Origin of the sequence: Hymenobacter psoromatis, assembly GCF_020012125.1 — a bacterium.
In the GTDB taxonomy this organism is placed as follows: Bacteria; Bacteroidota; Bacteroidia; order Cytophagales; family Hymenobacteraceae; genus Hymenobacter; species Hymenobacter psoromatis.
On the sequence record NZ_JAIFAG010000001.1, the window covers coordinates 1,594,705 to 1,621,156 of the forward strand.

The following is a 26,452-nucleotide window of genomic DNA, read 5'->3' on the forward strand; positions in this document are numbered from 1 at the left end:
CCTCTAAAAAGTCAGCAGGAGGCTTTTGCTCATTACCCTACCCCCTGTTTTCACGCAGGCCTTGCTGCGTAACGTTATGAAGCACGCCCACCGCCCGGCCGCCCAACCCATTCTGTATCAGCGTTGGCTGGGCTTGGTTTTGCTGTTGCTCACCACCAGCTTGGCCTGGGGCCAAACCCCGGCCCAGCGCCCGCGGGTGGGCCTGACGCTGAGCGGCGGCGGGGCCCGCGGCTTGGCTCACATCGGGCTGCTCAAGGCCCTGGACTCGGCTGGCGTGCGGGTCGATTACGTGACGGGCACCAGCATGGGGGCCGTGGTGGGCTCGCTGTACGCGGCCGGCTACTCGGGGGCCGAGATTGAGCGGGTGGCCCACGGGCTGGACTGGGACGCGCTGCTCACGAATGCGGCCCAGCTGAGCACGATTACGCTGCCCGGCAAAGACGATTTTGGCCACTACCTGCTGGAGCTACCGGTGGTAAAAGGCAAATTGCAATTTCCCAACGGCGTTATCGAGTCGGAAGAGTTGTGGCTCAAGCTCAGCGAGTTATTTCTGCCCTACTACCGCACCAAGGATTTTGCGCGCTTCCCGCGGGGGTTTCGGTGCGTGGCGACGGACATTATTTCCGGCGAGCCGGAAGTGCTGCGCACGGGCGAAATCGTGGCGGCTATCCGGGCGAGCATGGCCATTCCGTCGGTGTTTACACCCGTGCAGTACCAGGGGCACCAGCTGGTAGACGGCGGGGTGGTGCGCAACTTTCCGGTGTCGGAAGTGAAGGCGATGGGTGCGGCCGTCGTCATCGGCAGTAACGTATCGGCCGGGGCCTACACCGAAACCAACCTGCGCAGCCCCGTGGACGTGCTGCTCCAGATTTCTTCGTTCAAGGACAACGCCGACTTCAAAGCGCAGAAAGCGCTGTGCAGTCTGTACGTGGACTATCCGCTGGGCGACTACTCCAGCGGCAGCTTTGCGGCCGCCGAGCCCATTATTGCGCTGGGGCTGCGGCAGGGCCGGGCCGTGTATCCGAAGCTGAAAGCCCTACGCGACTCGCTGGATGCGCGCTATGGCCCGGCACCTGCCTACCCCCCCGCAGCCCGCCGAGCCGACTCCGTGTATATTGCCGGGTACCAGGTGCGGGGCCTGCCGCCGGCCTCGGAGGCGTTGCTGTTGCGGCAGCTGCGGCTGCGCCCTGGGCGCTACTACTCCGGCCCGCAGCTGTCGGCGGCTGTGCGCGATGCGTTTGGCACGCGGGCGTTTCGCAAAATCACCTACGCGCTGCTGCCCGCTACTGATTCGTCGGCCCGGCTGGTGCTGGATGCGGAGCGCAGCCCGGCCGCGCGCATCGGGTTGGGCTTGAACTACAACTCGTTTACGGGCATTGGCCTCATTGGCAGCGTGACGGTGCAGAACAAGCTCGCGGCCGCCTCCACGAGCCAGGTAGCGCTCAACATCGGCGAAAACCCCCGGCTGCGGCTCAAGCACGTGCAGTATCTCACCGCGCACCAGCGCCTGGTGTTGCGCCTGCTGGCGCAGGGCGAGCGGGTCAGCATCACCACGTACAGCACGAGCTTTAAAAAAGCGGGCCTCTACACGCAGAGCTACGTGCTGGCCAACGCGCAGCTGTTCCGGCTGCTCAGCCGCAACCGGGGCCTGGGCCTGGGCACCCGCTACGAGTACGGCCGTTTCGCCCCCGAAATCGCCTCGCGCCTCCAGCTCGACGGCCGCATCAGCCTGCTCAACAGCTACTTATTCTACGAGGAAAACACGCTCAATGCTGTGGCCTACCCCACCCACGGCCACAAGATAGACGCCGAGTACGGCTGGGCGTATCAGCAGCGACCGGCCTTTAAAGTGCTGGACGACACCACCGTTATCGGGACCGAGCAATCGGCTAACCTCTCCTTTCGGCCGTATGAGCATTCCCGGCTCAACGCCGAGTACTACCTGCCGCTGAGCAAGCGGGCCACGCTGCTGCTGCAAGCGCAGGCGGGCCTGAACCGCCACTACCAGCAGGCCATCGCCAACGATTTCGTGGTGGGTGGCCTCACCAGCGGGCTGCGCAACCAGCTCACGTTCGCCGGGCTGCCCGAAGCCGGCCTCTACACCGGCAGCGCGGTGGTCGGGCTGGTGGGCTATCAATACGCAGTGGCCCCCAAAATCTTCGTCATCGCCAAAGCCAACGCGCTCTACCACGATTTCGTGGCCAATGCCGCCCGGCCGCAGCCGGCCCGGATGATATACGGCGGCTCCCTCACGCTGGGTATCAATTCATTGCTGGGCCCCATCGACGTGAGCCTGATGTATTCGGACGCGACGAAAAAGCTGCTGCCTTATTTCAACATTGGGTTTCCCTTCGGCTACCGGTAGGAGCGAGGATTCACAGGCACTACAGGCGCTCCGGGCGGTGCCCTAACCTGACTACCAGGTGCCGCAGAAATGCCAGTGGGCCGGGCTGCGGGGTGGCGCAGCCCGACTGCTTTTTGCCAGTTGAACCACCTCTGCTCCGCCTGGATTTGCCCGGTCCCTACTTTCTGTTCCAACTTTGGTAAAATTCCGCTGCCAGCAGGTCATGGCTGGGCGCGGACGCGCAGAGGCCAGGCCCAGGCGCTTTACCTTCGCGCTGCGATGCCTACCCCCCCCGTCCTCCTCACCGAATGCCCGCGCGATGCCCTGCAGGGCCTGCCGGAATTTATCCCTACCCCCGTCAAAACGGCCTACCTCCAGCAGCTGCTGGCCGTGGGCTTCGACGTGCTCGACTTCGGCTCGTTCGTGTCGCCCAAGGCTATTCCGCAGCTGCGCGACACGGCCGAGGTGCTCGCCGGCCTCGACCTCGACCGCACCCGCACCAAGCTGCTGGCCATCGTGGCCAACCGGCGCGGGGCCGAGCAGGCCGCCGGCCACCCCGAAATCCACTTTCTGGGCTTCCCGCTCTCGGTGAGCGAAACCTTTCAGCGGCGCAACACCAACCAAACCATTGCCGAGGCTCTGGCCGACGTAGCCGCGATGCACGAGCTCTGCGAGCGCCGCGGCAAAGAGCTAATGGTTTATCTGTCAATGGGTTTTGGCAACCCCTACGGCGACCCCTACAGCCCCGCCGTGGTGGCCGATTTTACCGCGAAGCTGGCCGCGCTGGGCGTGCGCCACGTGGCCCTCTCCGATACCATCGGCGTGAGTACGCCGGCTCTTATTACCCCCTTATTCAAAGAGTTAATCTCGGCTTTCCCGCATATCGAGTTCGGTGCGCACCTGCACACCACGCCCACCACCTGGCTCGAAAAGGTGCAGGCCGCCTACCAGGCCGGCTGCCGCCGCTTCGACGGCGCGCTCGGCGGCCTCGGCGGCTGCCCGATGGCCACCGACGTGCTCACCGGCAACATGGCCACCGAGAACCTGGTGGCGTACTTGGAGGGGGTGGGGGAGGAGTTGGGGCTGGATAGGAGTAGCTTTGAACAGGCGAGGCAAGCGGCGGTGCAGTTGATGATTAGCTAGCTATGAATAAACCAATTACTACTTGGCGTTGGGTGCTTGCCGTAAGTTTTGGGATTGTTTTATGGAGTTTTTGTGCTGTTTCAGTAGTGAGAGCTACTAAAAACATAGCTGATTTAACTAAGCTCACAGCTTGGCTTGACTCCGTAACTATTGAACAAGGCACGGGACGGACTAGACCATATTATGTAGTGCTTAATTTAGCAAATACTACTAGCCGACCAGGAATATTGTTGGGTGCAGTAAAATCTGATGCTATGCAACTTGCCTCTAAATTTAGAAATGGGACCGAATTGACTGTATATTATGATGATACTGGTCCCACCGTCGAGAGGCACGTGAACCTGTTTACCTATCAAGTGCAAAAAGGTAGTGAAATCATATTCTCAATTGCTGATGCTCATCATCATCATTGGAATTTAGCTATCATGTTTGGGCTACTAGCATTTCTGTTTACATTAATTGCATCAGTAGGATTTTATAAGCAATTAAATAATTCTCGACAAGTCGTTTGATGCCCAGTCCCCAGGTTGACATTTTTATCCCCTGCTTCGTGGACCAGCTCTACCCGCACACCGCCCTGAACATGGTGCGGGTGCTGGAAAAAGTGGGCTGCCAGGTGCATTACAACCCCGCCCAAACCTGCTGCGGTCAGCCCGCCTATAACGCTGGCTATAAAGCAGAAAGCCGCGACATTGCCCGCAAGTTTCTGGATGATTTTCCTACCCCCGCCGCCGGGTCCGAAGCCCGCTACGTGGTGAGCCCATCGGCCTCGTGCGTGGGCATGGTGCGCAACGCCTACCCCCCGCTTTTCGCCGATACGTCCGACGCGGCGCGCTGCCAGGCCCTGCGGCCCCGCACCTACGAGCTAACCGAATTTCTGGTAGATGTGCTGGGTGTCAGCACTATACCCGGCGCGGCGCTGGCCGGCACCTATACCTACCACGACTCGTGCGCGGCGCTGCGCGAGTGCGGCATCCGCGAAGCCCCGCGCCGGCTGCTCGACGGCGTGGCCGGCCTGGCGCGCCTCGAAATGGCCGAAACCAGCACCTGCTGCGGCTTCGGTGGCACCTTCGCCGTGAAGTTTGAGGCTATTTCGGTGGCAATGGCGCAGCAGAAAGTCGAGCACGCCCTGGCCACCGGGGCCAACTATATCGTGAGCACCGACGTGAGCTGCCTGATGCACCTGGAAGCGTATATCCGCCGCGAAAAGCTGGCCATTAAAACGATGCACATTGCCGACGTGCTGGCCAGCGGCTGGTAAAGCACCGGGCGGTGGCTTAGCTGGTCTTTAAGTTTAAGATAACAGCCTAAGGGCCTTGTTGGGATTTAGGTTACGCCAGTCGTACCTTGAACTCCCAACCTACCTAACCTGCTGACCGCTATGCAACAGCTAGAAAAAGTAAGCGCTCTGCCCTACGAGCAGTTCGTGGAGCGCTATTTAAAGCCCGGAATACCAGTTATTCTGACGGATGCCTCGGCCAGCTGGAAGTCCAACACGCAGTTTACGCCCGCTTTCTTCCAGGAGCACTTTGCCGATTATAGTACGACGCACGACGGGACAACGTACTCCATGCGCGATATTCTGGAGATTACTGCCCGGAGCACGCCCGAAAACCCGGCCCCGTATCCGATGCTGTTTGAGGTGCCTACCCAATTGCCCAAGCTGCTGGAAATGCTGGAGCCGGTACACATGCATTATTCTTTGCCAAACTGGTTTGGTAATAAACTAATGCCTTACGGAAGGTTCGGAAATAGCATTCACTTATTTATTGGCGGTAGGGGCAACCAATATAATCTGCACCAGGACATGTACCATACCAACGCCTGGATAACGCAATTGTATGGCGAAAAAGAATTCGTGCTATTTCCCAGGGAGCAGGCGGAATTACTTTATCCAATAGGCCTGGGCTTTATTTCGCCCATCAATATTCTGAAGCCTGATTACGAGAAATACCCGAAGTACCGGGCGGCTACCCCCCTGCGCGTGGTGCTAAAGCCCGGCGAAACCATCTTTATTCCCAACGGCATCTGGCACACGACCGTCGCGGTGGGCCACAACATATCCCTGATTTTTGACCAGCTGAACCGCTATAATTATCAGGCTTGGAAAAAGGATATGTACGATTATCCGGCCAGCAAAAGCAAGCTCCGGGGTATTGTCGTCAGTGGCATCGCCACTGCGCTGGGGACGCTCTGCAGGCTAATGGAGAAATCGACGAGTAAAAGCAAATAACCGCCACTTTCTGCAGAGCGCGCCGAGACGCACGAGCTGTGTGGCCTGGAGGCAGGGGACGGCTATAAGAGCGCTTGAATGCGCGCTGTCAGCCCCGCACTGGCGGGCACCAGGGGTAGGCGCACGGCGGGCTCGCACACGCCCTGCAGCGCCAGCGCGGCTTTCACGCCCACGGGGTTGCCTTCCTCATATAGAAGCGGGTTGAGGGGTAGTAGGCTAAAGAGCAGCTGCCGGGCGCGGGCCAGGTCGCCGGCCAGCGCGGCGCGGGTCATCTCGCTGAATTGCCGGGGCAAGGCGTTGGCCATCACCGAGATAATGCCCTGGCCACCGCAGGCGATAAGGGGTAGCGTGAGCATATCGTCGCCGCTCAGAAACAGAAAATCGGCTGGCTTACCGGCCAGAATGGCCAGGCATTGCTCCAGGTTGCCGCTGGCTTCCTTGATGCCGATAATGTTGGGGTGCCGGGCTAGCGTGAGCGTGGTATCGGCCGTGAGGTTGGAGCCCGTGCGGCCGGGCACGTTGTAGAGCAGCAGGGGTAAGGGTGAGGCATCGGCTAGGTGCTGATAATGCGCGACTAAGCCGGCCTGGCTGGGTTTATTATACGCCGGGCTGGCCGAGAGAATGGCCATGATGCCCGCCAGGTCCGTTTCGCGCAGCTGCCGCGCCACGGCGGCCGTGTCGTTGCCGCCAATGCCGTATACGAGCGGCACGCGCCCGGCCACGTGCTCGCGCGCAACGCGCAGCAGGTCAGCCTTTTCGTCGGGCGTAACGGTAGGCGACTCGCCCGTGGTGCCGTTGATAACGAGGTAGTCTACGCCACCCGTAATGGTAAAGTCGAGGAGTCGCCGCCAGGCGTTTGCATCGACCGCGCCGGTGGGGGTAAAGGGCGTTACCAGGGCCACGCCGGTGCCGTGTAATTTGTTCATCCGCGGTGGAGGTTGTTGCTTTGTGCAAAAGTACGCTTTTCGTTCGCCGCCGTATCTCGTCGGCATTTTTTACTGCCTTTCTTGAAAACCCTGTTTCCCGCTGCCGGCCTGCTGGCGGCTACCCTGGCGCTGGCCGCCTGCGATTCTAAAACTGCCACCACCGGCGAAGCCCGCACGCTGGCCACTAGCGAAAAAACGGGCGAGGCCGCGGCCGCCAAAACGGACGAAGCCGCGCCCACCTCGGGCAACGCCGCCATCGCCACTGAGGAGGCCAACGCCAAGCCCGGCCCCGACCCCAGCACCATCCCAGCGGCCAAAGCTGCCGATGCGGCCGCCATCTATGCCCGGCCGCAGGTGCCCATTCTCTGCTACCACCAGATTCGGGACTGGACCGCCCGCGACTCGAAAGGGGCTAAGGACTACATCATTCCCATCGCTGCCTTCAAGGCCCAGATGAAGATGCTGGCCGACAGCGGCTACCACAGCATTCAGCCCGACCAGCTCTACGCCTACCTCACCACCGGCGCGGCGCTACCTCCCAAGCCCGTGATGCTCACCTTTGATGATACTGACCTCGACCAGTTTACCATCGCCCGGCCCACGCTGGCGCAGTATGGCTACAAGGGCGTGTATTTTGTGATGACGGTGAGCCTGGGCCGCCCGCACTACATGACCAAGGATATGGTGAAGCAGCTCTCGGCCGAGGGCAACCAGATTGGCTCGCACACCTGGGACCACCACAACGTAAAAAAATACCAGGGCCAGGACTGGGTAACCCAAATAGACAAGCCCACCAAGACGCTGGAAGACATTACAGGCAAGAAAATCAAGTACTTCGCCTACCCCTTCGGCCTCTGGAACCCCCCGGCCTTCCCCGAGCTGAAGCAGCGCGGCTTCGTGGCCGCCTTCAGCCTGGCCGAAAAGCGCGACCAGCAGGACCCGCTCTTCACCATCCGGCGCATTATCGCCAGCGGCTACTGGAGCCCGCGCACGCTGCACAATAATATGGTGCAGAGCTTCTAGCCCTACCCCCGCCGGCGGCTTAAATAGCCAGCTGAAACCCCCGGCCCTGTCCGCGCCGCGACGACTGGCGAATAATCAACTCGCTCTTGACCACGCAGGTGCGAGGCTCGAAGCGTTCTTGCAGCTGTATCTGCTCCAGAAACAAGCGCGCCGCCTGCTGGCCGATGCGGTAGGGGTGCAGGTCTACGGTAGTGAGGCCGGGCTCGATGAGGCCAGCTAGAAACTCGTCACCGAAGCCTACGATGGCCAGGTCTTCGGGCACGCGCAGGCCCCGGCGGCGCAGGGCCAGCAGCAGGTCGAAGGCGTTGGTGTAGTTGATAGCGAAGATGGCGTCGGGCGGCTGGGGTAGGGCCAGCCAGGCATCGAGGCAGGCTACGGCCGCCTCGGTGCGGAAATTGATGTGGGCTATCAGCTCGTCGGCCACGGGCAGGCCGTATTTGCGCAGCGCCCCCAGGTAGCCCGCCTGCCGCTGCTGGCTGATGAGCAGCGCGGCCGGCCCCGCCAGCAGGGCAATGCGCCGGCAACCTTCCTGAATGAGGTGCTCGGTGACGGCGAAGGCCCCGCTCCAGTCGTCAATCATCACCCGCGATACGTTTTCCTGGTTGAACACCCGGTCGAAATGCACGATGGGAATGTCGCGGCAGGCCGTTGGGCTCATGTGGTCGAAGTTCTCGGTTTCGCGCGAGTGGCAAATGAGCAGGCCGTCTACCTGGCTGGCTACCAGGGCCTGCACGTTGCTGACCTCCGTGGCATACGACTCCTTCGACTGGCAAATCATAACCCGGTAGCCCGCCTCGGTGGCTACTTGCTGAATGCCGCTGACGGCGGTGGCGAAAAACGGCCGCTCCAGGTCGGGTATCACCACGCCGATGGTGTTGGTGGCGCGGCCTTGTAGGCTCTGGGCCAATAGGTTGGGCTGGTAGTTGAGCTGGCGGGCCGCGTCCAGAATGGCCTGGCGCGTCACGGGGCTGATGTCGGGGTGGCCGTTGAGCGCCCGCGACACTGTGGAAGGGGCTACCCCCACTTGGCGGGCCACATCGGCGATGGTTGCCTGGTGGCGCTTGCGGCTGGGTGGGCCGGCCGGCCGCTCGGCCGTGAAGTGGTAGGCGCAGGCGTTGCAACAGAAGCGCTGCCGCCCGCGCACAAAGCCCGCGCGCACCACCTTGTCGGCGAGGCCGCATTTAACGCAGGTAAGCACAGGACAGGGGGGTAGGGAAGGTGAGTAAAACCACAGCGACTGGCAAGCTTCGAGGCCAATTACCGGGCTGAGCCGGCAAAAAATATGGTGTAAAGATTACCTATCGGCAACGTTTGCGCAAACGTTGCCGATAGGTTTACCAGCTATTTTTCTTAAAATGCGGCTTTTCCGGCGTCAGGGGATGGTATTTCCGCCGCTACATTTGGCCTGTTGTCTCCTCGCCGTCTACCCCGCCCTCTTAGCTCATCTTCCTTTCCCACCCCGATGACCGCTCAGCAGAAACACTTCCTGCCCGGCCTCGCGCTGCTGGCGGGCCTGACCGCCCAGGCGCAGACCACGGCCGTGTTCCGCGACCCGAAGCAGCCGCTCAGCGTGCGCGTGAACGACCTGATTAAGCAGCTCACCCTGGAGGAAAAAGCGCAGCAGATGCTCGACCAGAGCCCGGCCATTACGCGTCTGGGCATGCCGGCCTACAGCTGGTGGAACGAGGCGTTGCACGGCGTGGGCCGCTCGGCCCCGGCCACGGTGTTTCCGCAGGCCATCGGGCTGGGGGCTACGTTTGATGACGACCTGGCCCTGCGCGAGGCCACCGCCATCTCGGACGAGGCGCGGGCCGTGTACAACGCCGCCATTGCCAAGAACTACTACGTGAAGTACGGTGGGTTAACCTTCTGGACTCCAAATATTAACATCTTCCGCGACCCGCGCTGGGGCCGGGGCCAGGAGACCTACGGTGAAGACCCTACCCTCACCAGTCGCATGGGCGTGGCCTTCGTGCGGGGCTTGCAGGGCGACGACCCCCGCTACCTCAAAGTGGCGGCCTGCGCCAAGCACTACGCCGTGCACAGCGGCCCCGAAAAGCTGCGCCACGAGTTTAACGCCGAACCCTCGCCCCAGGACCTGCGCGAAACCTACCTACCCGCCTTTAAAGCCCTGGTGCAGGAGGCCAAAGTGGAGGCCGTGATGTGCGCCTACAACAGCGTGAACGGCGAGCCTTGCTGCGGCAATACCTTTTTGCTGCAAGAGGTGCTGCGCAAGGAATGGGGCTTCCGCGGCCACGTGGTGAGCGACTGCGGCGCGCTGGCCGACTTCTACGAGGGCCACAAAGTAGTGAAAACCCAGACCGAAGCCGCCGCGCTGGCCCTCTCGCGGGGGGTAGACCTCAACTGCGGCGACACCTACGCCAAGCTGCCCGAGGCCGTGCGCCAGGGCTTAATTAAGGAAAGCCAGGTGGATAGCGCGCTGGCCATGCTGCTGCGCACGCGCTTTAAGCTGGGCTTGTTTGACGGGGCAAACGCTACCCCCTACGACCAGCTGGGGCCGGAGGTGGTGAATAGCTCCGCCCACCGCGCCCTGGCCAAGGAAGTGGCCCTCAAGTCGATGGTGCTGCTCAAAAATAACGGCGTGCTACCCCTGCGCCCCGACCTGGGCAAGTACTACGTGACCGGCCCCAACGCCACCAGCGTGGATGCCCTGCTGGGCAACTACTACGGCGTAAACGGCCAGCTAACCACCATTCTGGAGGGCCTAGCGGGGGCCGTGCAGCCCGGCAGTCAGCTAGAGTACAAGCAGGGCGCGCTGCTCGACAGGGCCAATATTAATCCCATTGACTGGACCACCGGCGATGCCAAAACCACCGATGCCATTATCGTGGTGCTGGGCCTCACGGGGGTGCTGGAAGGCGAAGAGGGCGAGGCCATCGCTTCGCCCCACGCCGGCGACCGTCTCGACTACAACCTGCCCGCGAACCAGATTGACTTCCTGCGCAAGCTGCGCAAAGACAGCAAAACGCCCATCGTCGCCGTCATCACGGGGGGTAGCCCCATGAACCTGGCCGAGGTGCACGAGCTGGCTGATGCCGTGCTCCTGGCCTGGTATCCCGGTGAGGAAGGCGGCCACGCCGTGGCCGATTTAATCTTCGGCAAGGCTTCGCCCTCGGGCAAGCTGCCCGTCACTTTTCCCAAAAGCCTGAACCAGCTGCCGGCCTACGAAAACTACGGCATGGCCGGCCGCACCTACCGCTACCTCGCCGCCGAGCCCATGTATCCCTTCGGCTTTGGCCTCAGCTACGGCAAGTTCACGTACTCAAATTTGAAGCTGGCCAAGGCCAAAATCGGCCAGCAGGAGTCGGCCGAAGTTACCGCTACCCTCACCAACGTCGGCACCGTGGCCGCCGAGGAAGTAGTGCAGCTCTACCTCACGCACCCGCCCAAGGTCGGCGCGCAAACGCCGCTTTTCGCCCTCAAAAACTTCCGGCGCATTATGCTTCAGCCGGGGACCAGCACCCAGGTCAACTTCACGCTGACGCCCGCGCAGCTGGCGCTGATAGATAAAAATGGTGCCGCCTATGCCCCCCGCGGCCCGGTTACGGTGTACGTGGGCGGCTCCCTACCCTCGGCCCGCAGCCTGGCGCTGGGGGTGGCCAAGCCTGCCTCAGCGGTGCTGACCGTGAAGTAGAGTGCGGGGCTTGCCCCCGCCCATCGTTGAACGAAGCCCGCCCGTCGTTGAACGAATTTGACCCGAGATGTTTAACGACGGGCGGGGGCAAGCCCCGCACCCTACCAGCTTAAAACCAATGCAATACCTCCTTGGCTACGACATCGGTAGCTCGTCTATAAAAGCTTCTTTGCTCGCTATTGACACCGGGCGCTGCGTGGCCGCGGCCACCTCGCCCGGCGCTACCGAGCTGGCCATCAGCGTGCCCCGGCCCGGCTGGGCCGAGCAGGACCCGGCGCGCTGGTGGCAGGAAGTCGTGAACGCTACGCAGCAGCTGCGGGCCGCCTACCCCTTCGACCCGGCGCAGCTGGCCGGCATCGGCATCACGTATCAGATGCACGGGTTGGTGCTGCTCGATAAGGCCGGGCAGGTGCTGCGGCCCGCCATCATCTGGTGTGATAGCCGGGCCGTGGAGCTTGGCAACCAGGCGTTTACGGAACTGGGTGAGGAATTTTGCCTGGAGAATTTTTTGAACTCGCCGGGTAATTTTACCGCTTCCAAGCTGAAGTGGGTGCGGGAAAATGAGCCGGCGATTTATGCCCAAATTCATAAAATTCAGCTGCCCGGCGACTACCTCGCCTACCGGCTCACGGGGGAGCTGCAAACCACCGTGTCGGGCTTGTCGGAGGGCGTGTTCTGGAACTTTAAAAAGCAGGCCCTTGCGCAAGAGCTGCTTGACTACTACGACATTAGTGCCGACCTGCTGCCCGCGGTAGTGGACACGTTTGCCGTGCAGGGCCTGCTCACCGCCGGGGCGGCGCAGGTGCTGGGCCTGGCGGCCGGCACGCCCATTAGCTACCGGGCCGGTGACCAGCCAAATAATGCCTTCTCGCTCAATGTATTGAACGCGGGCGAGGTGGCGGCCACGGCCGGTACCAGCGGCGTCATCTACGGCATCAACGAAACGGCCACGGCCGACGCACGCTCGCGGGTCAACTCGTTCGTGCACGTCAACAGCACCCGTGAGCAGCCCAAAAACGGCGTGCTGATGTGCCTCAACGGCACCGGCATTCTCAATAGTTGGCTGCGCAAAATCGTGGGTAACCTGCCCTATGACCAAATGAACGCGCTGGCTGCCCAAGCGCCCATCGGGGCCGAGGGCCTGCGCTTCCTACCCTTCGGTAACGGGGCCGAGCGCATCCTGGAAAACCGGCCGGCCGCCGCCGGCCTGCACGGCCTGCAATTCAACGTGCACGACCGGACGCACCTCAGCCGGGCCGCGCAGGAAGGCATCGTGTTCGCCCTCACCTACGGCCTGGACATTATGCGCGCCGCCGGCGTGCGGGCGCAAACCGTGCGGGCCGGCCACGCCAATATGTTTCTGAGCCCCGTTTTCCGCGAAGCGTTCGTGAATTGCGGTAACCTGACGCTGGAACTCTACGACACCGATGCGGCGCAGGGCGCGGCGCGCGGCGCGGGTATCGGGGTGGGCGTGTATGCCAGCTTTGCGGAGGCGTTTCGGGGCCTGCGGCGCATTCGGGTGGAGGAGCCTACCCCCGCTTTGCAGGCGCAGTACCAGGAAGCGTATTCAGACTGGCAGCGCCTGCTGCCGTAAAGCTGTCATTATCATCCCGTCGTTATTCCCGAAGTAGGGTGCGGGGCTTGCCCCCGCCCGTCGTTGAACGAACCCGATGCAAATCGTTCAACGACGGGTGGGTGCTAGCCCCGCACCCTACTTCCTTAATCATTTTCCCTACCCCTCACTCCCTTCCTCATGGCTAGCCAGGAATTTTTTAAAGACATCCCGCACATAAAATACGAAGGCCGCGAATCGGATAACCCGTTGGCCTTCAAATGGTACGATGAAAACCGCGTAGTGGCCGGTAAGACCATGAAGGAACATTTGCGCTTCGCCGTGGCCTACTGGCACACGTTTGTGGGTACCGGCGGCGACCCCTTCGGGCCGGGCACCAAAAAGTTTGCCTGGGACGCGCAGGGCGATATCGTCGGCCGGGCCAAGGATAAGATGGACGCGGCGTTCGAGTTTTTCACCAAGCTCGGCACGCCGTATTATTGCTTCCACGACCTTGATTTGGTGGATGAGGGCTCCTCGCTACGCGAGTATGAAAGCAACCTGAGCACCCTTGTGGACTATGCCAAACAGCACCAGCAGGCCAGCGGTGTAAAGCTGCTGTGGGGCACGGCCAACGTGTTTTCGAACCCGCGCTACATGAACGGGGCCAGCACCAACCCCGATTTTGCGGTAGTGGCCCACGCTGCCACGCAGGTCAAGAACGCCATTGACGCGACCATTGCGCTGGGCGGTGAGAACTACGTGTTTTGGGGCGGGCGCGAGGGCTACATGACCCTGCTCAATACCGATATGAAGCGCGAGCTGGCGCACCTGGCGCAATTTCTGACGCTGGCCCGCGACTACGCGCGTAAACAAGGCTTTATGGGCAAGTTTTTCATCGAGCCCAAGCCGGCCGAGCCCACCAAGCACCAGTATGATTTTGACGCGGCCACGGTCATTGGCTTCTTGCGCGAGCACGGGCTGGACAAGGATTTCCAGCTGAACCTGGAGGTGAACCACGCCACGCTGGCGGGCCACACTTTTCAGCACGAGCTGCAGGTGGCGGCCGATGCCCACATGCTGGGCAGCATGGATGCCAACCGCGGCGACTACCAGAACGGCTGGGACACCGACCAGTTCCCGAATAATATCAATGAGCTGACGGAGAGTATGTTGATTATTCTGGAAGCGGGCGGTATCACGCAAGGCGGCATTAATTTCGACGCTAAAACGCGCCGCAACTCGACCGACCTGGAGGATATTTTCGTGGCCCACATTGCGGGGATGGACACGTTTGCGCGGGCGCTGGTGACGGCCGATGCCATTTTGCAAAAGTCGGGGTATAAGAAATTCCGGCAGGAGCGCTACGCCTCGTTTGACCAGGGCCCCGGTGCCGACTTCGCCAAGGGCGGCCTGACGCTGGAAGACCTGCGCAAGATTGCCCACGAAAGCGGCGAGCCTACCCCCCGCAGCGGCAAGCAGGAGTGGCTGGAAAGTATTATCAATACATACATTTAGCCGGGCAGTAGGGGCGGGGCTTGTCCCCGCCCGTCGTTGGGCGGTGCCGTTGGGCCGGCGCAAATGACGGGTGGGGGCAAGCCCCGCCCCTACATACTGCCGGAAAATCCGTAGGATAAAAAGCGGCCCGGTCGCGTTCCTTTGCGTTACCAATCATTTTCGCCTACCCCCATGAGCAACCCCAAAGTCTCCATTGACGAGCTGAGTATCAGCACCATTCGGCTATTATCAATAGACATGGTGCAGCAAGCCAATTCGGGTCACCCCGGCCTACCCCTGGGCTGCGCCCCAATGGCTTACGTACTGTGGTCGCGCTTTTTGCGCTTCAATCCCCAGGACCCCAAGTGGCCCAACCGCGACCGCTTCGTACTGTCGGCTGGCCACGGCTCGGCCTTGCTATACAGCTTATTGCACCTCTATGGCTACGATTTAAGCTTGGAAGACCTGAAGCAGTTCCGGCAGCTGGGCTCCCGCACGCCGGGCCACCCCGAGTCGCACATTACGCCCGGCGTGGAGGTGACGACCGGTCCGCTGGGCCAGGGCTTCGCCAACGGCGTGGGCATGGCCATGAGCGAGGCGCACCTCGCCGCGCTTTATAACAAGGAGGGCCAGGCCCCGGTGCAGGACCACTACACCTACGTGCTGGTGAGCGACGGCGACCTGATGGAAGGTATTGCCTCGGAATCGGCCTCGCTGGCCGGGCACTTGCAGCTGGGTAAGATGATTTATCTCTACGACGACAACAAAATATCGCTCGACGGGCCGACCAGCTTCGCCTACACCGAGAACGCGATGCAGCGCTTTGAATCGTACTACTGGCACACCCAGCACGTGCAGGACGGCAACAGCCTGGACGAGATTGAGAATGCCATTAAGGTGGCGCAGGCGGTGAAGGACCGGCCGTCGATTATTGCGGTGCGCACCATTATTGGCTTCGGCTCGCCACTGGCCGGCACCAGCAAGGCTCACGGCTCGCCGCTGGGCCCCGAGAATGTGAAGGCCACCAAGTCGTTCTACGGCTTCGACCCCGAAAAGAGCTTCCAGGTGCCGCAAGAGGTATACGACCACCTGCGTGAGCCCGGTAAGAAAGGGGCCGAGCTGCAAAAGCAGTGGGATGCGGATTTTGAGAAATACGCCCAGAATAATAAAGATGAGGCGGCGATGTTCCGGCTTTCTTTCGACGGCAAGCTGCCCGACGGCTGGGACAAGGACCTGCCCACCTACACGCCCGCCGATGGCGAGTTGGCCACCCGCCAGGCCTCGGGCAAGGCCCTGGATGTTATTAAAAAGTCGGTGCCGTTCATGTTCGGTGGCTCTGCCGATTTGGCCTCGTCGAACGAGATGGATAAGTCGGGCGACGATTCGTTTCAGTATCTGCACCCCGAGCGCAGCAATATCTGGTTTGGGGTGCGCGAGCACGCGATGGGCGGGGCCATGAACGGCATTGCGCACCACGGCGGCCTGCGCACCTACGGCGGCACGTTCCTGACGTTCAGCGACTATATGCGCGGGGCCATTCGCCTTACGGCCTTGGCTGAGAGCACGGCCACGTTCGTGTTCACCCACGACAGTATTGGGCTGGGCGAGGACGGCCCTACCCACCAGCCCATCGAGCAGGTGCTGGCGTTGCGCAGCATTCCGAACATCGTGGTGCTGCGCCCCGCCGATGCCAACGAGAGCACCGAAGCCTGGCGCATTGCCCTGACCACGCCCAAGTCGCCGGTCGTGCTGGTGTTCTCGCGCCAGAAGCTACCCATCCTGGACCAGTCTAAGCTGGGCTCGGCCCGCGAGGGCGTGGCCAAGGGCGCGTACATTCTGAGCGAAGCCGACGGGGGCGAGCCGCAACTCATCCTCATCGCTACCGGCTCGGAAGTAAAGCTGGCAATGGGCGCGCAAGCGGAACTGCAAAAAGCCGGCACGCCTACCCGCGTGGTGAGCTTTCCGAGCTGGGAATTATTTGAGCACCAGGATAAAGCCTACCGCGAAAAAGTGTTGCCGCCGACGCTTAAAAAGCGTCTGGCCATCGAGGCTGGTTCGCCCATCGGCTGGCACAAGTACACGACCGACGAGGGCGGCATTATCGCCATGAACCGCTTCGGCGCGTCGGGCCCGGCTGAAGAATTGTTCGAAAAGTTCGGTTTCACGGTAGAGAATGTGGTGAAGCGCGCCCAGGGCGTGCTCGCCGGCCATCCGGAAGACGAAGGCCAGGAAGAAGAAAAGAAGCAGCTAGTGGCCAAGGGTAGCGAAGGCGCTGTATAGGGTAGAAGGGAGGCAAAAATCAAAGACGCTGAATTAAAAATCTGGCTAGCAGATTTTTAATTCAGCGTCTTTGATTTTTGCCTCCCTTTGCACAATTCATGTTAGCAGTAGCATCGCAGATTATGAAAGTGCCCGCGGTAGCGGTTTTCCAACTGGCAAAGACATCTTTGCGGTGACCAATCCACTGTCCTCATGCCCAGCCAGCTTACCCCGCGGTTTTTCCTAGTCCCCTTCGCCGGGGTAGTCCTCGCTACCCTCCTCGGCGGCTGCGCCGGCACCAACACCAGCAGCGCCGTGGCCAATGCCGACCGCAGCTACCTCGTGTACGTGGGCACCAACGTGAGCGGCGACCAAGCCTCTACTATTTACCTCTACCGCCTGCACGCTACCACCGGCGAGCTGACTCCCCTGAGTGTGCAGCGCGGCGGCAGCCAGCCCAGCTACCTGACGATGGATGCCGCGCGCCGCCACCTCTACGCGGTGAGCGAAACCGGCACCTTCCAGGGCCGCGCCAATAGCGGGGGCGTGAGCGCGTTTGAGGTGAATGCCACTACGGGCGCGCTCACGCTGCTCGACCAGCAGCCTTCGCTGGGGGCGTCGCCGTGCTACATCAGCCTCGACCATACGGGTAAGGATGCCCTGGTAGCCAACTACGTAGGGGGTAATGTGGCCCTGTTGCCGCTGCGCGCCGATGGCGCGCTGGCCCCGCCCGCCGCCACCGACCAGCACCAGCCGCCGCTGGGCCCGCATAAAAACCAGGACCACGCCCACGCCCACTGCTTCATTCCGGACCCGGCCAACCGCTACGCCTTCGCCGTGGACCTGGGCACCGATAAGGTGTATGGCTACCAGCTAGATGCGGCCGCCGGGCAGCTGCGGCTGCTCCCTACCCCCGCCTTCGTGGCCAAGCCGGGCGCGGGGCCGCGCCACCTCACCTTTCACCCCGATGGCCGCCGGGCTTACCTCGAAAACGAGCTGAACTCGACCGTGACGGCCCTGACTTACGACGCGGACCACGGCACATTTAGCGAAATCCAGACGGTTTCGACGTTGCCCGCGGGCTTCACGGGCGAAAACTCGGGGGCCGACGTGCACGTGTCGCCCGACGGGCGCTTCCTCTACACCTCCAACCGGGGCGATAACAGCCTGGCGGTGTTCAGCATTGCACCGGCCGATGGCCGCCTCGCGCTGGTGCAGCACGTGAGCACGCAGGGCAAAACGCCCCGCAACTTCGCCCTTGACCCCAGCGGCCGGCTGCTGCTGGTGGCCAACCAGAATTCGGATAATATTTTTACCTATCGGGTTGATAAGCAATCGGGTAAGCTCACGCCCACCGAGCAGTCAGTGAGCCTGCCCTCGCCGATGTTTGTGGAGGTGGTGGCCGATTTTACGAAGTAGTTGCTTGCTGGCTTCTACGCCCTACACCATGTCAAAACTTGTTTCTTGTCTATTAGTCTTCGGGCTAGGTTGGGCTACCCTGCCCGCGTGTGCCCAGGTGGAGGCCACCGCGCCGGTCGCGCCCGACCCGGCCGTGGCGGTAGCCCTGGCGGCGGCCCTGCCGCAACTCACCACCCTCACCCCGCGGCAGGTGGACAACGTGGCGGCGCTGGGGCAGGTCTGGGGCTTGCTCAAGTACTTTCACCCGGCCGTGGCCGCCGGGCAACGTGATTGGGATGCTGAGTTTCTGCGTCAGCTGCCGGCAGTGCTGGCCTGCCAGTCGGGGGAGCAGCGCAGCCGCCTGCTCAGCGCTTGGATTACTGGCTTGGGCGCGGTGCCGGCTTGCCCGGCCTGCGCCGCGCCGCCGACCAAGCCGGTGCGCCTGCGCACTGACCTGCGCTGGGCTCAGGATAAGCGGCGCTTTAGCGCGCCGCTGCGGCAGCAGCTAGCCTTTATTGCGGCCAACCGCTACCAGGGTGCGCCCTATTATGTGGGCCAGTTGGGTTCTACCACGCTCTTTCCGCACGAGGAAGCCTATGCCGAGCCGGCCCTGCCCACGCAGGGGCTGCGCCTGCTGGGCCTGTGCCGCTACTGGAACATGTACCAGTACTATTATCCCTACCCCTACGTGCTGGATGAAAGGTGGTCCGCTGTGCTGCCCGCGTTGCTGCCCCGGTTTGCCGAAGCTGGTACGCCGCTGGCCTACCGGCACGCGGCCCTGGCGCTGTTTGCCCACGTGCACGACGGCCACGCCCGCTTCTACCCACCCGACCCGCTGCTCGAAGCCGAGCGGGGCGCGTATCAGGTGGCCGCCGAGGTGCAGTTTATCGACGACCAGGCGGTAGTGACCAGCGTGCGCCACGATGAGCTGGTGCCTACCCCCCCATTGGAGCCGGGCGACGTGCTGACCCACTTCGCGGGCGTGGCGGTGGCCGACCTGGTGCGGCAGCGCCTGCCCGAAACGGGCGCTTCCAACCGGCCCGCCCAACTCAACACCATTGCCGTAAACCTGCTCTACTGCGCCACGCCGCAGGTGGCGGTGCAGGTAGTGCGGGCGGGCCAGCCCCTGCGCCTGACGGTGCCCGCCGTGGCAGTGGGAACGGTGCCCGCCGCCCAGCCCGCCGCGGCCGATAGCATGTACCGGTTTCTGACCCCCGAAGTCGGCTACATCGACATGGCTCGCATCAAGGCCGCCAAGGTGCCCGCCATCATGCGGGCGTTTTCCCACGCGAAGGGAATTGTGGTAGACCAGCGCAATTATCCGAGTGATTTTGTAACAACCTATCTGCCAGGCTTTTTACTTGCTCAGCCAGTAACCTTCGCCAAGTTCACGCAACGTGACCCTACTTGTCCGGGACGATTTCTATGGCAGGCCCCCGATACTATCAAACCCCAGGGCCTGACGCCCTACACCGGCCGGGTGGTGGTGCTGGTGAATGAAAAGAGTCGAAGCTTGGCCGAGTTCACGGCAATGGCCTTTCAGGCTACCCCGCACGGCACGCTGCTCGGTAGCCAAACGGCGGCCGCGGATGGCAATACGACAAAAATAACGCTGCCCGGCGGCCTGAAAACGCTGATGACTGGCATTGGGGCGTACTACCCCAACGGTCGCGAAACTCAGCGGGTCGGCCTCGCAATTGACGTGCCCGTGCGCCCTACGATAGCGGGCCTGCGCGCCGGGCGCGATGAGCTGCTGGACCGGGCCATCGAACTCATTACCAAGCCCCACGGCTAGCTATGTAGGGTGCGGGGCTTACCCCCGCCCGGCGTTGAACGATTCGTAGCTGTTTCGTGCAACGGTGGGCGGGGGCAAGCCCCGCACCCTACTTCTCAATGAGTTAACGGCCGGTGCTTATTCGCCCACCGGCAGCAGCGCCAGCAGCTCATTTTCCGAGATAATGGGCACCTTGAAACCCAGCGCTTTTTCGCGCTTGGCCGGCCCCATATTGTCGCCGGCCACGAGGTAACTCAGCTTCTTGGAAATCGAGCCCGTGATTTTGCCGCCGTGCTGCTGGATGAGGGTTTGTAGCTGCTCGCGGCTGTAGTTTTCGAACACGCCCGAGAGCACGAAGGTGAGGCTCGCCAGGCGGTCGCTCGCCGCTTGCGGCGGCTCGCCGCTGGCTTCGAGCTGCACGCTGGCGGCTTGCAGGCGACGCACCTGCTCCTGATTTTCGGGCTGCTGGCTCCACAGGGCCATCGAGTCGGCAATGACGCCGCCCACCTCGGGCACGGCGGCCAGCTCCCCGGCCGAGGCCGCCAGGAGCGCCTCGATGGTGCGGTAGTGCTGGGCCAGCTTCTGGGCCACTGTTTCGCCCACGTAGCGAATGCCGAGGCCGAAGAGCACTCGCTCGAAGGGCACGGTTTTGCTCTTCTCAATTCCCGCCAGTAGGTTGTCAATCGACTTTTCGCCCAGGCGTTCCAGGCCCACCAGCTCGGGGCGGCGCTGGGGCAGGTCGTAGATATCGGCGGGGGTAGCCACCAAGCCCAGGTCGAAGAGGCGGCCCACCGTTTCGGCTCCTAAGCCGTCGATATTCAGCGCTTTGCGACTCACGTAGTGTTCCAGCCGGGCTTTGAGCTGGGGCGGGCAGCCGCGCTCGTTGGGGCAGCGGAAGTGCGCCTCGCCCTCGGGGCGCACCAGCGGCGTGCCGCAGGCTGGGCACTCGGTGGGGAAGCGCACCGGCACGGCGGTAGCGGGCCGCTCGGCCAGGTCCACACCCGTAATTTTGGGAATGATTTCGCCGCCTTTCTCCACGAACACCATATCGCCGAGGCGCAGGTCGAGCAGGGCTATCTGGTTGGCGTTGTGCACGCTGGCGCGCTTCACGGTGGTGCCGGCCAGCGCCACGGGGTCGAGCAGGGCCACGGGCGTTACGGCCCCGGTGCGGCCCACGTTGTAGATGATTTCGCGCAGCCGGGTGCGGGCCGCCGCCGTGGGGTATTTGTAGGCAATGGCCCAGCGCGGGCTCTTGGCCGTGAGGCCCAGCTGGTCCTGCTGGCGCAGGTTATCGACCTTAATCACGATGCCATCCGTATTCACGGGCAGGGTAAAGCGCTTCTGCTCCCACTCGTGGATGTAGTCGAGCACTTCCTGCAAATTGGCGCAGCGCCGCCAGGTGGGTGATACCGGCAGGCCCCAGGCCGTGGCAGCCTCCAAGCTCTCGCTGTGGCTAGCGAAGTGCCGGCCCGGCGTGAGCACCGAATACGCATAAAAGCGCAGCCGCCGCGCCGCCACCTGGCTGGAATCCTGAAGCTTGAGCGCACCGCTGGCGGCGTTGCGCGGGTTAGCCAGCAGGGCCTCGCCGTTTTGCTCGCGCTCCTGGTTGAGGTCGTTGAAAACCTGGTTGGGCATAAATACCTCGCCGCGCACTTCTACCTCGGCTGGGAAGTTGCCGGGCAAATGCAGAGGTAGGGTGCGAATGGTGCGCACGTTGGCCGTTACCACGTCGCCGTGGGTGCCGTCGCCGCGCGTCACGCCCTGGTGCAGGTCGCCGTTTGCATAAGCCAAGCTCATGGCTACGCCGTCGAATTTTTGCTCGCATACGTAGCCGTAGGGTGCGCCTTCCAGGCCCTTCTGCACGCGCTCGTCAAACTCGCGCAGGTCATCTTCCGAGTACGTATTGCCCAGGCTCAGCATGGGGTAGCGGTGCGTGGCCGTGGCAAACTGCTTGGTAATGGTGCCACCCACGCGCTGGGTAGGGGAGTTGGGCTGCGCCAATTCGGGGTGGGCCTGCTCCAGCTGGTTTAGCTCGGCCAGCAAAGTGTCAAATTCCTGGTCCGATACCTCCGAGATATCGTGCTGGTAATATTGCGTATTGAGGTGGTGCAGGCGCTGAGCGAGGGCCTGCATGCGGGCTTGCGAGTCCATTTCTTTAGGTTCCTAGTTCCCGGTTTCTAGTTAGAAAAAGTTGTCATGGCGAGCAACGCGAAGCAATCGCACCCGAACGACCGGCGTGGGTATCGTTCGGGTGCGATTGCTTCGCGTTGCTCGCCATGACAACTAGCTTATAGCGAGCAAAAGACTACTTGCTACCCCCCTGCTGGGCGGCACGCTCGCCCTGCGCTTCGGTGCGGGCGGGCGGGGCGTTGTTGTCGGCTCCCGGCTGGCCCTGAGCTTCCTTCAGCTCGGTCGGAATTATTGGCTCGGCCGGCGACTGCGGCTTGAAGCGGGCAATCAGCAGAAAAGCAAGGGTAGCGACGGCAAACCAGGCGAAGAACTTCATGAGCTAAACGAAAAAACGGAGAACGGCACAAAAATACACCTGCCAGCCCAACAGCAACCCTGGCCGGGTGGTTGCCGTTGGCGTTTCTAATTGAAAACGTTCGTCATTGCGAGCGCAGCGCGTCAATCGCCCCAGAACGACACCCGCGCCGGTCGTTCTGCTAGCTAGTTTGTCTATCGCTCTGGGGCGATTGCCGCGCTGCGCTCGCAAGGACAAACGTTTTCAAGCAATAATCTAAAACCAGAAAACCATGCCCGACCAATCCGCTACTTCCTGGGCCGACACGGCCGCTTCGCTGCTTACTAAGCTTTCGGGCGGTGTCGAGCTGAATCTGGCCTTCGACCAGGTAGAATTACAAGTGCCTAACCAGACCAATCCCGCTGGCCTACCCGCCACCTGGAAGCTCAACGGCTCGCTCCGCATCCGCACCAAGGGTGAGGCCCCGGCGGCCGGCGCGCCCATCGTATCACCCCTGCCCGACCCCCACGCCCCGCGTGCCTAGCGGCCTGGAGGTAGAGGCCCGGCTGACGCTTACCTGGCCGGGCGGGCACGAAATTCAGCTGGCGGCGGCGGGCTCCTACCTTATTCTTAACGTGCCCAGCCAGCAGGTGCTCGACCTGATTACGAGCGGCCCGCCCCAGCCGCCCGGCACCCCGAAGACCCCCAAAAAGCCCGGCCCCGACCCCTTGCAGCAGCTGCACCAGCTGGCCCGCCGCCTGGGCCTGGTGCTCGACCTGCGGGTGGCGGGCAAAACCTACGTCACCTTCGGCCTGGCTGACCGCGACAGCCCCAAGATTACGCTGCACGCGGTGCTGGGTAAAATCGGTTCGTTTTTTAAGTGAGCCGGCATAGGTTGGCCGAACAAAAAATGCTACTTTCAGCTTACCATAAGGAGTTCTTTTTGCCGTAACTTCTGCCCGTGCTAGCTCCTCGCGACGACCGTAATACTCCCTCTGGCACCGGCCGCCGCGCGGCCGGTGGCTCGGCTTTTAGCCGCATCGAGCGGGTGCCGCCGCTGCTGATGATGCTGTACGTGGCGCTCGTGGGCATCACGATGCTGTTTGTGACGCTGGTGGCCATGTATGTGTCCTCGCGGGCGCAAAGCAGCCTGCCGAGTGGCGTTCACCCGTTTCCGCGCTATTTTTCGCTGAGCACGGTGGTGCTGCTGGTATCGTCGTACACGCTGGCGCAGGCTCCCCGCCTGTACCGGGCCGACGACCTCCCCGGCCTGGCGCGCTGCCTGGGGGCTACCCTGGTGCTGGGCTGCGTGTTCAGCGGCTTGCAGGTGCAGGGCTGGCGCGAGCTGGTGCACCAGGGCGTGCTATTCACGGGCGAGCGCGGCGGCACATTCGTGTACGTGATTTCGGGGCTGCACGTGGCGCACGTAGCGGCCGGCCTCATTTTTCTGCTGGTTCAGCTGACCCGCACCCTGCACGCCAGCCGCGATTCCGTGCGCGCGCTCGTTTTTATCCGCAACCCCTACCACCTGCGCCAGCTACGTGCCTTAACCACCTACTGGCACTTTATTGACGTGCTGTGGGTAGCGCTGTTCGCAGTTTTCCTATTTTTGTATTGATGTCCAAACCACGAATTTATCAGATTTCGTGGGCGAACCACGATTGACAGGACGTAAAAAAGGCCGCTCATCAAGCGGCCTTTTTTACGTCCACAAAATCCGACTAGTCCGACCAATCCGATAAATCCGCGGTCTGGACTACTGCATCACCTCTACCCACCCTTTATAGCGCCGGCCGGTGGTGTAAGTAAGCAAATAATAGTAGGTGCCAGCCGAGTTTTCGCCGGCCCAGGCAAAGTTGCGGTCCCCCGACTCGTACACCAGCCGGCCCCAGCGTGAGAAGATTTTGATGCCCGTAAAGCGCGTATCACAAAAATCTGGGGGTAGGCTACCAATGGTGAACACGCGGTTGGCCTGGTTGGAGCCGGTGGGCAGGATAATATTGGGCGGCGTGAAGGCCGCCGTATCGGGGTTTACCACCTCAAAGCGCACGGTACGCGCCTGGGGCTGGGGCCGGCAGGTAGCCTCTTGCAGCTGAAACGTGACAGTGAGCACCTGGGGCTGGCCGTCGCGCACGCCTACCCCATCGCAGGCGGGCAGCCAGCTAAAGGTGGCATTGGCGCGGCCCGCCGGACTAGCGGTCGGCACAAACCGCATGCCGGCCGCCGCCAGGTCGAAGCCCTGGCTGCTGGCGCTTAGCGTCAGCACGTCGCTATCGGCGTCGGTGCCGGCCAGGGTAGCCACGTAGGGCTGCCCCAGCGGCACCCGGATGAGCGGCGGTTCGGCCCCGGCCCCGGCGGGGGGTAGGGTAGAGGTGAGCACCGGCGGCACGTTAGTATAATCCACGATAACCGGCACGCTCAGCGGGGCCGATGCCTGCTTATCGCCGCAGGGCGTGGTAGACGTGGCCGTGAACACCAGCATCCGCACTTGCCCCGGCGGGTCAGTAATGGCCCGGCAATCGACGGGCCACGTGAAGCGGGCCGGGCGCATAGTACCCACCTGGGCCTGCGGGGTGAGGGTAGCGCCCAGCACGTCGGGCGCGAAGCCGGGGCTGCCCGCCAGCGTAAACACGATGGGGTCGGCCTCGGCATCGGTGCCAGTCAGGTCGAAGGCCAGCGTCTGGCCCGGCCGCACGTGCAGGGGTAGGGTAGGGCCGGCCGTGCTGGTGAGGGTCGGGGGCGCGTTGGGCGGCGGCATTCCGATAAAGGCCACGTGCACCGTGTCGTGCTTGGGCAAGGAGCAGCCATTATCCGCCACTATCACGTCGAGGTGGGCCACCTTGCCCAGGGTGTTGGTGCAGTCGGCGAAGCAGAGCGAGGCCACCAGCGTATCGGGCGCGCCGGCCAGGTGCACCGTGCCGGAAGTGGCCGTGGTGAAGGTGGGTAGGGCTCCCGCGTAGTCCACCGGCCGCAGACTGAGCGTGAGCCGCGAGTTGGGGTCGGGGTCGGTGAAGCGCAGGCGCACGCAGTGCGGGCCGCTGGGCACAATGCGCAGCGTATCGCGCCCGGCATGGTACACGACCCGGCCGCTGGGGGTGGGGAGCAAGGCCAGGCTGGGCGGGTTGTTTTTGGGGCACGCCAGCACTTGCACCTGAAAGTCGCGCCGCGTCTCGCCAATCTTCATCCCTTGCCGAAATTCCTGGCAGCGCACCCCAAATACGAACAGCCCCTGCATGGCGGGCCGCACCTGAAGCCGCCCCGTGCGCACCCCAATGCTCAGGGCCGGCGTGCCCGGAATCTGGTTGGTCTGGCTGCGGCCGGGGGCCCAGGTAATTTCGGCGTAAGGCGCGCCGGCCGCCACGGGGCTGGGCACAATGGGCGTGGCGTGGCCGTTGAGCGGCGTCACCAGGTCGTAGACCAGCGAGTCGCCGTCGGGGTCCTGGCCGCCAAAGTCGTAGGTAAACAGCTCGCCCAGGCAGGCGTAGTCGGCCAGCGCCGGAAACAGGCGCGGCGTCGAGTCCCGAAACGCCTGCCCGTTGCGCACCACGGCCGGAAACTCCAGGTAGAACGTCTGGGCCGCGTTCTGCGGAGCCACGATATTGCTGATGGTGACGTTGCGGCAGCAGCGCTCCACGGCCACGTAGTAGCCCTGGCTCGCGCCGTAGGTGCCCGGCGGCAGCTCAATCGTGTTCCGGTACACGAGCGCCTTAGTGCTGAGCGAGCCCACCGCGCAGGCCGGGTTGGTGTAGTTCACAAACGTGTCGCTGATGAGGGGGAGCAGCACCGAGCCCAGCTTGCGGTTGGTATCTTTTTCGAAAATGCCGGCCGTCAGGCTTCCGTCCAGCGCGCTGGGGTTGCCGTTTACCGCGTCAAAGTAAAGATTGAGCGTGAGCTGATAGGTGTTGCCGCTCAGGTACTGCAAATCCATCTCGCCGCCTACGATGTGCGTAGCGCGCGCCACCGGCGCGCTCAGCAGTACTAGCAGCAGGAGCACCAGCCCCCGCCTGGCTCGCCGCGGCCCGCCGCCCAGCCAGCTTAACAACCGAAAGTAGTAAGTTTTCATCATAAAAAACAATCAAAAAACCCTACTTGTGGGGCCCGCGAGTGAAGATACTATCCGCGCGGCTTGTAGCCGCCAGGGCCGGGCAGTGGGTATTCTGCCCCAGCTACTTACCTTCGGGTAG

Annotated in this window: 20 protein-coding genes; 15 read left to right on the forward strand and 5 right to left on the reverse strand. The window is 62.7% G+C overall.

Features of this window, described 5'->3' with window-relative positions:
- The first annotated feature begins 76 nt into the window (after positions 1-76).
- The 5 genes from LC531_RS06870 to LC531_RS06890 all read left to right on the forward strand — a co-directional run bounded on the left by LC531_RS06870 (position 77) and on the right by LC531_RS06890 (position 5,720).
- The gene (locus LC531_RS06870) at positions 77-2,365 is read left to right on the forward strand and encodes a patatin-like phospholipase family protein (RefSeq protein WP_223649575.1); all 2,289 of its coding nucleotides are present in this window, start codon (positions 77-79) and stop codon (positions 2,363-2,365) included.
- A 258-nt stretch (positions 2,366-2,623) separates the two neighbouring features.
- Positions 2,624-3,487: a hydroxymethylglutaryl-CoA lyase gene (locus LC531_RS06875; RefSeq protein WP_223649576.1), complete on the forward strand. Its 864-nt coding sequence runs from the start codon at positions 2,624-2,626 to the stop codon at positions 3,485-3,487.
- 2 nt (positions 3,488-3,489) lie between these two features.
- The gene (locus LC531_RS06880) at positions 3,490-3,999 is read left to right on the forward strand and encodes a hypothetical protein (protein WP_223649577.1); all 510 of its coding nucleotides are present in this window, start codon (positions 3,490-3,492) and stop codon (positions 3,997-3,999) included.
- Positions 3,999-4,748, forward strand: a complete 750-nt coding sequence (locus tag LC531_RS06885) for a (Fe-S)-binding protein (RefSeq protein WP_223653869.1) — start codon at positions 3,999-4,001, stop codon at positions 4,746-4,748. Before LC531_RS06880 ends, LC531_RS06885 begins: the two co-directional genes overlap by 1 nt.
- A 120-nt stretch (positions 4,749-4,868) precedes the next feature.
- On the forward strand, positions 4,869-5,720 hold the full coding sequence (locus LC531_RS06890; RefSeq protein ID WP_223649578.1) for a cupin-like domain-containing protein: 852 nt from the start codon (positions 4,869-4,871) through the stop codon (positions 5,718-5,720).
- Between the two features lie 62 nt (positions 5,721-5,782).
- Here the strand turns inward: LC531_RS06890 and dapA are convergent, their stop codons facing one another.
- On the reverse strand, positions 5,783-6,646 hold the full coding sequence (gene dapA, locus LC531_RS06895) for a 4-hydroxy-tetrahydrodipicolinate synthase (RefSeq protein ID WP_223649579.1): 864 nt from the start codon (positions 6,644-6,646) through the stop codon (positions 5,783-5,785).
- 81 nt (positions 6,647-6,727) lie between these two features.
- Here dapA and LC531_RS06900 point away from each other — a divergent pair, with 81 nt between their 5' ends.
- On the forward strand, positions 6,728-7,669 hold the full coding sequence (locus tag LC531_RS06900) for a polysaccharide deacetylase family protein (RefSeq protein WP_223649580.1): 942 nt from the start codon (positions 6,728-6,730) through the stop codon (positions 7,667-7,669).
- A 19-nt stretch (positions 7,670-7,688) separates the two neighbouring features.
- On the opposite strand, the gene LC531_RS06905 is transcribed toward LC531_RS06900, so the two are convergent.
- Positions 7,689-8,867, reverse strand: coding sequence for a LacI family DNA-binding transcriptional regulator (locus LC531_RS06905; RefSeq protein ID WP_223649581.1), 1,179 nt, complete (start codon positions 8,865-8,867; stop codon positions 7,689-7,691).
- A 264-nt stretch (positions 8,868-9,131) separates the two neighbouring features.
- On the opposite strand from LC531_RS06905, the gene LC531_RS06910 reads away from it, so the two are divergent.
- The 6 genes from LC531_RS06910 (at position 9,132) to LC531_RS06935 (ending at position 19,825) form a co-directional block, all read left to right on the forward strand.
- The gene (locus tag LC531_RS06910) at positions 9,132-11,324 is read left to right on the forward strand and encodes a glycoside hydrolase family 3 N-terminal domain-containing protein (RefSeq protein WP_223649582.1); all 2,193 of its coding nucleotides are present in this window, start codon (positions 9,132-9,134) and stop codon (positions 11,322-11,324) included.
- A gap of 118 nt (positions 11,325-11,442) precedes the next feature.
- Entirely contained in the window at positions 11,443-12,918 is a 1,476-nt protein-coding gene (locus tag LC531_RS06915) for a xylulokinase (protein ID WP_223649583.1), read from the forward strand.
- 159 nt (positions 12,919-13,077) lie between these two features.
- On the forward strand, positions 13,078-14,394 hold the full coding sequence (xylA, locus tag LC531_RS06920; protein ID WP_223649584.1) for a xylose isomerase: 1,317 nt from the start codon (positions 13,078-13,080) through the stop codon (positions 14,392-14,394).
- A 171-nt stretch (positions 14,395-14,565) separates the two neighbouring features.
- Positions 14,566-16,653, forward strand: a complete 2,088-nt coding sequence (tkt, locus tag LC531_RS06925) for a transketolase (RefSeq protein WP_223649585.1) — start codon at positions 14,566-14,568, stop codon at positions 16,651-16,653.
- 192 nt (positions 16,654-16,845) lie between these two features.
- Positions 16,846-18,051 carry a lactonase family protein gene (locus LC531_RS06930; protein ID WP_223649586.1) on the forward strand — a complete coding sequence of 402 codons (1,206 nt, stop codon included), beginning with the start codon at positions 16,846-16,848 and terminating at the stop codon, positions 18,049-18,051.
- A gap of 28 nt (positions 18,052-18,079) precedes the next feature.
- Positions 18,080-19,825 carry a S41 family peptidase gene (locus LC531_RS06935; protein WP_223649587.1) on the forward strand — a complete coding sequence of 582 codons (1,746 nt, stop codon included), beginning with the start codon at positions 18,080-18,082 and terminating at the stop codon, positions 19,823-19,825.
- 117 nt (positions 19,826-19,942) lie between these two features.
- On the opposite strand, the gene ligA is transcribed toward LC531_RS06935, so the two are convergent.
- Both ligA and LC531_RS06945 read right to left on the reverse strand, forming a co-directional pair.
- A complete protein-coding gene (gene ligA, locus LC531_RS06940; protein ID WP_223649588.1) occupies positions 19,943-21,955 on the reverse strand; it encodes an NAD-dependent DNA ligase LigA in 2,013 nt (670 codons plus the stop codon).
- A 154-nt stretch (positions 21,956-22,109) separates the two neighbouring features.
- Positions 22,110-22,310 (reverse strand): hypothetical protein, encoded by a 201-nt coding sequence (locus LC531_RS06945; protein WP_223649589.1) that lies wholly within the window; start codon positions 22,308-22,310, stop codon positions 22,110-22,112.
- Between the two features lie 250 nt (positions 22,311-22,560).
- Here LC531_RS06945 and LC531_RS06950 point away from each other — a divergent pair, with 250 nt between their 5' ends.
- From LC531_RS06950 to LC531_RS06960, 3 genes are all read left to right on the forward strand, one after another.
- Entirely contained in the window at positions 22,561-22,812 is a 252-nt protein-coding gene (locus LC531_RS06950) for a hypothetical protein (RefSeq protein WP_223649590.1), read from the forward strand.
- Complete coding sequence (locus tag LC531_RS06955) at positions 22,805-23,152, forward strand: hypothetical protein (protein ID WP_223649591.1); 348 nt, start codon at positions 22,805-22,807, stop codon at positions 23,150-23,152. The genes LC531_RS06950 and LC531_RS06955 overlap by 8 nt, the downstream gene beginning before the upstream one ends.
- A gap of 77 nt (positions 23,153-23,229) precedes the next feature.
- Positions 23,230-23,886 (forward strand): cytochrome c oxidase subunit 3, encoded by a 657-nt coding sequence (locus LC531_RS06960; protein ID WP_223649592.1) that lies wholly within the window; start codon positions 23,230-23,232, stop codon positions 23,884-23,886.
- A gap of 138 nt (positions 23,887-24,024) precedes the next feature.
- On the opposite strand, the gene LC531_RS06965 is transcribed toward LC531_RS06960, so the two are convergent.
- Positions 24,025-26,334, reverse strand: coding sequence for a T9SS type B sorting domain-containing protein (locus LC531_RS06965; RefSeq protein WP_223649593.1), 2,310 nt, complete (start codon positions 26,332-26,334; stop codon positions 24,025-24,027).
- Positions 26,335-26,452: the final 118 nt, after the last annotated feature.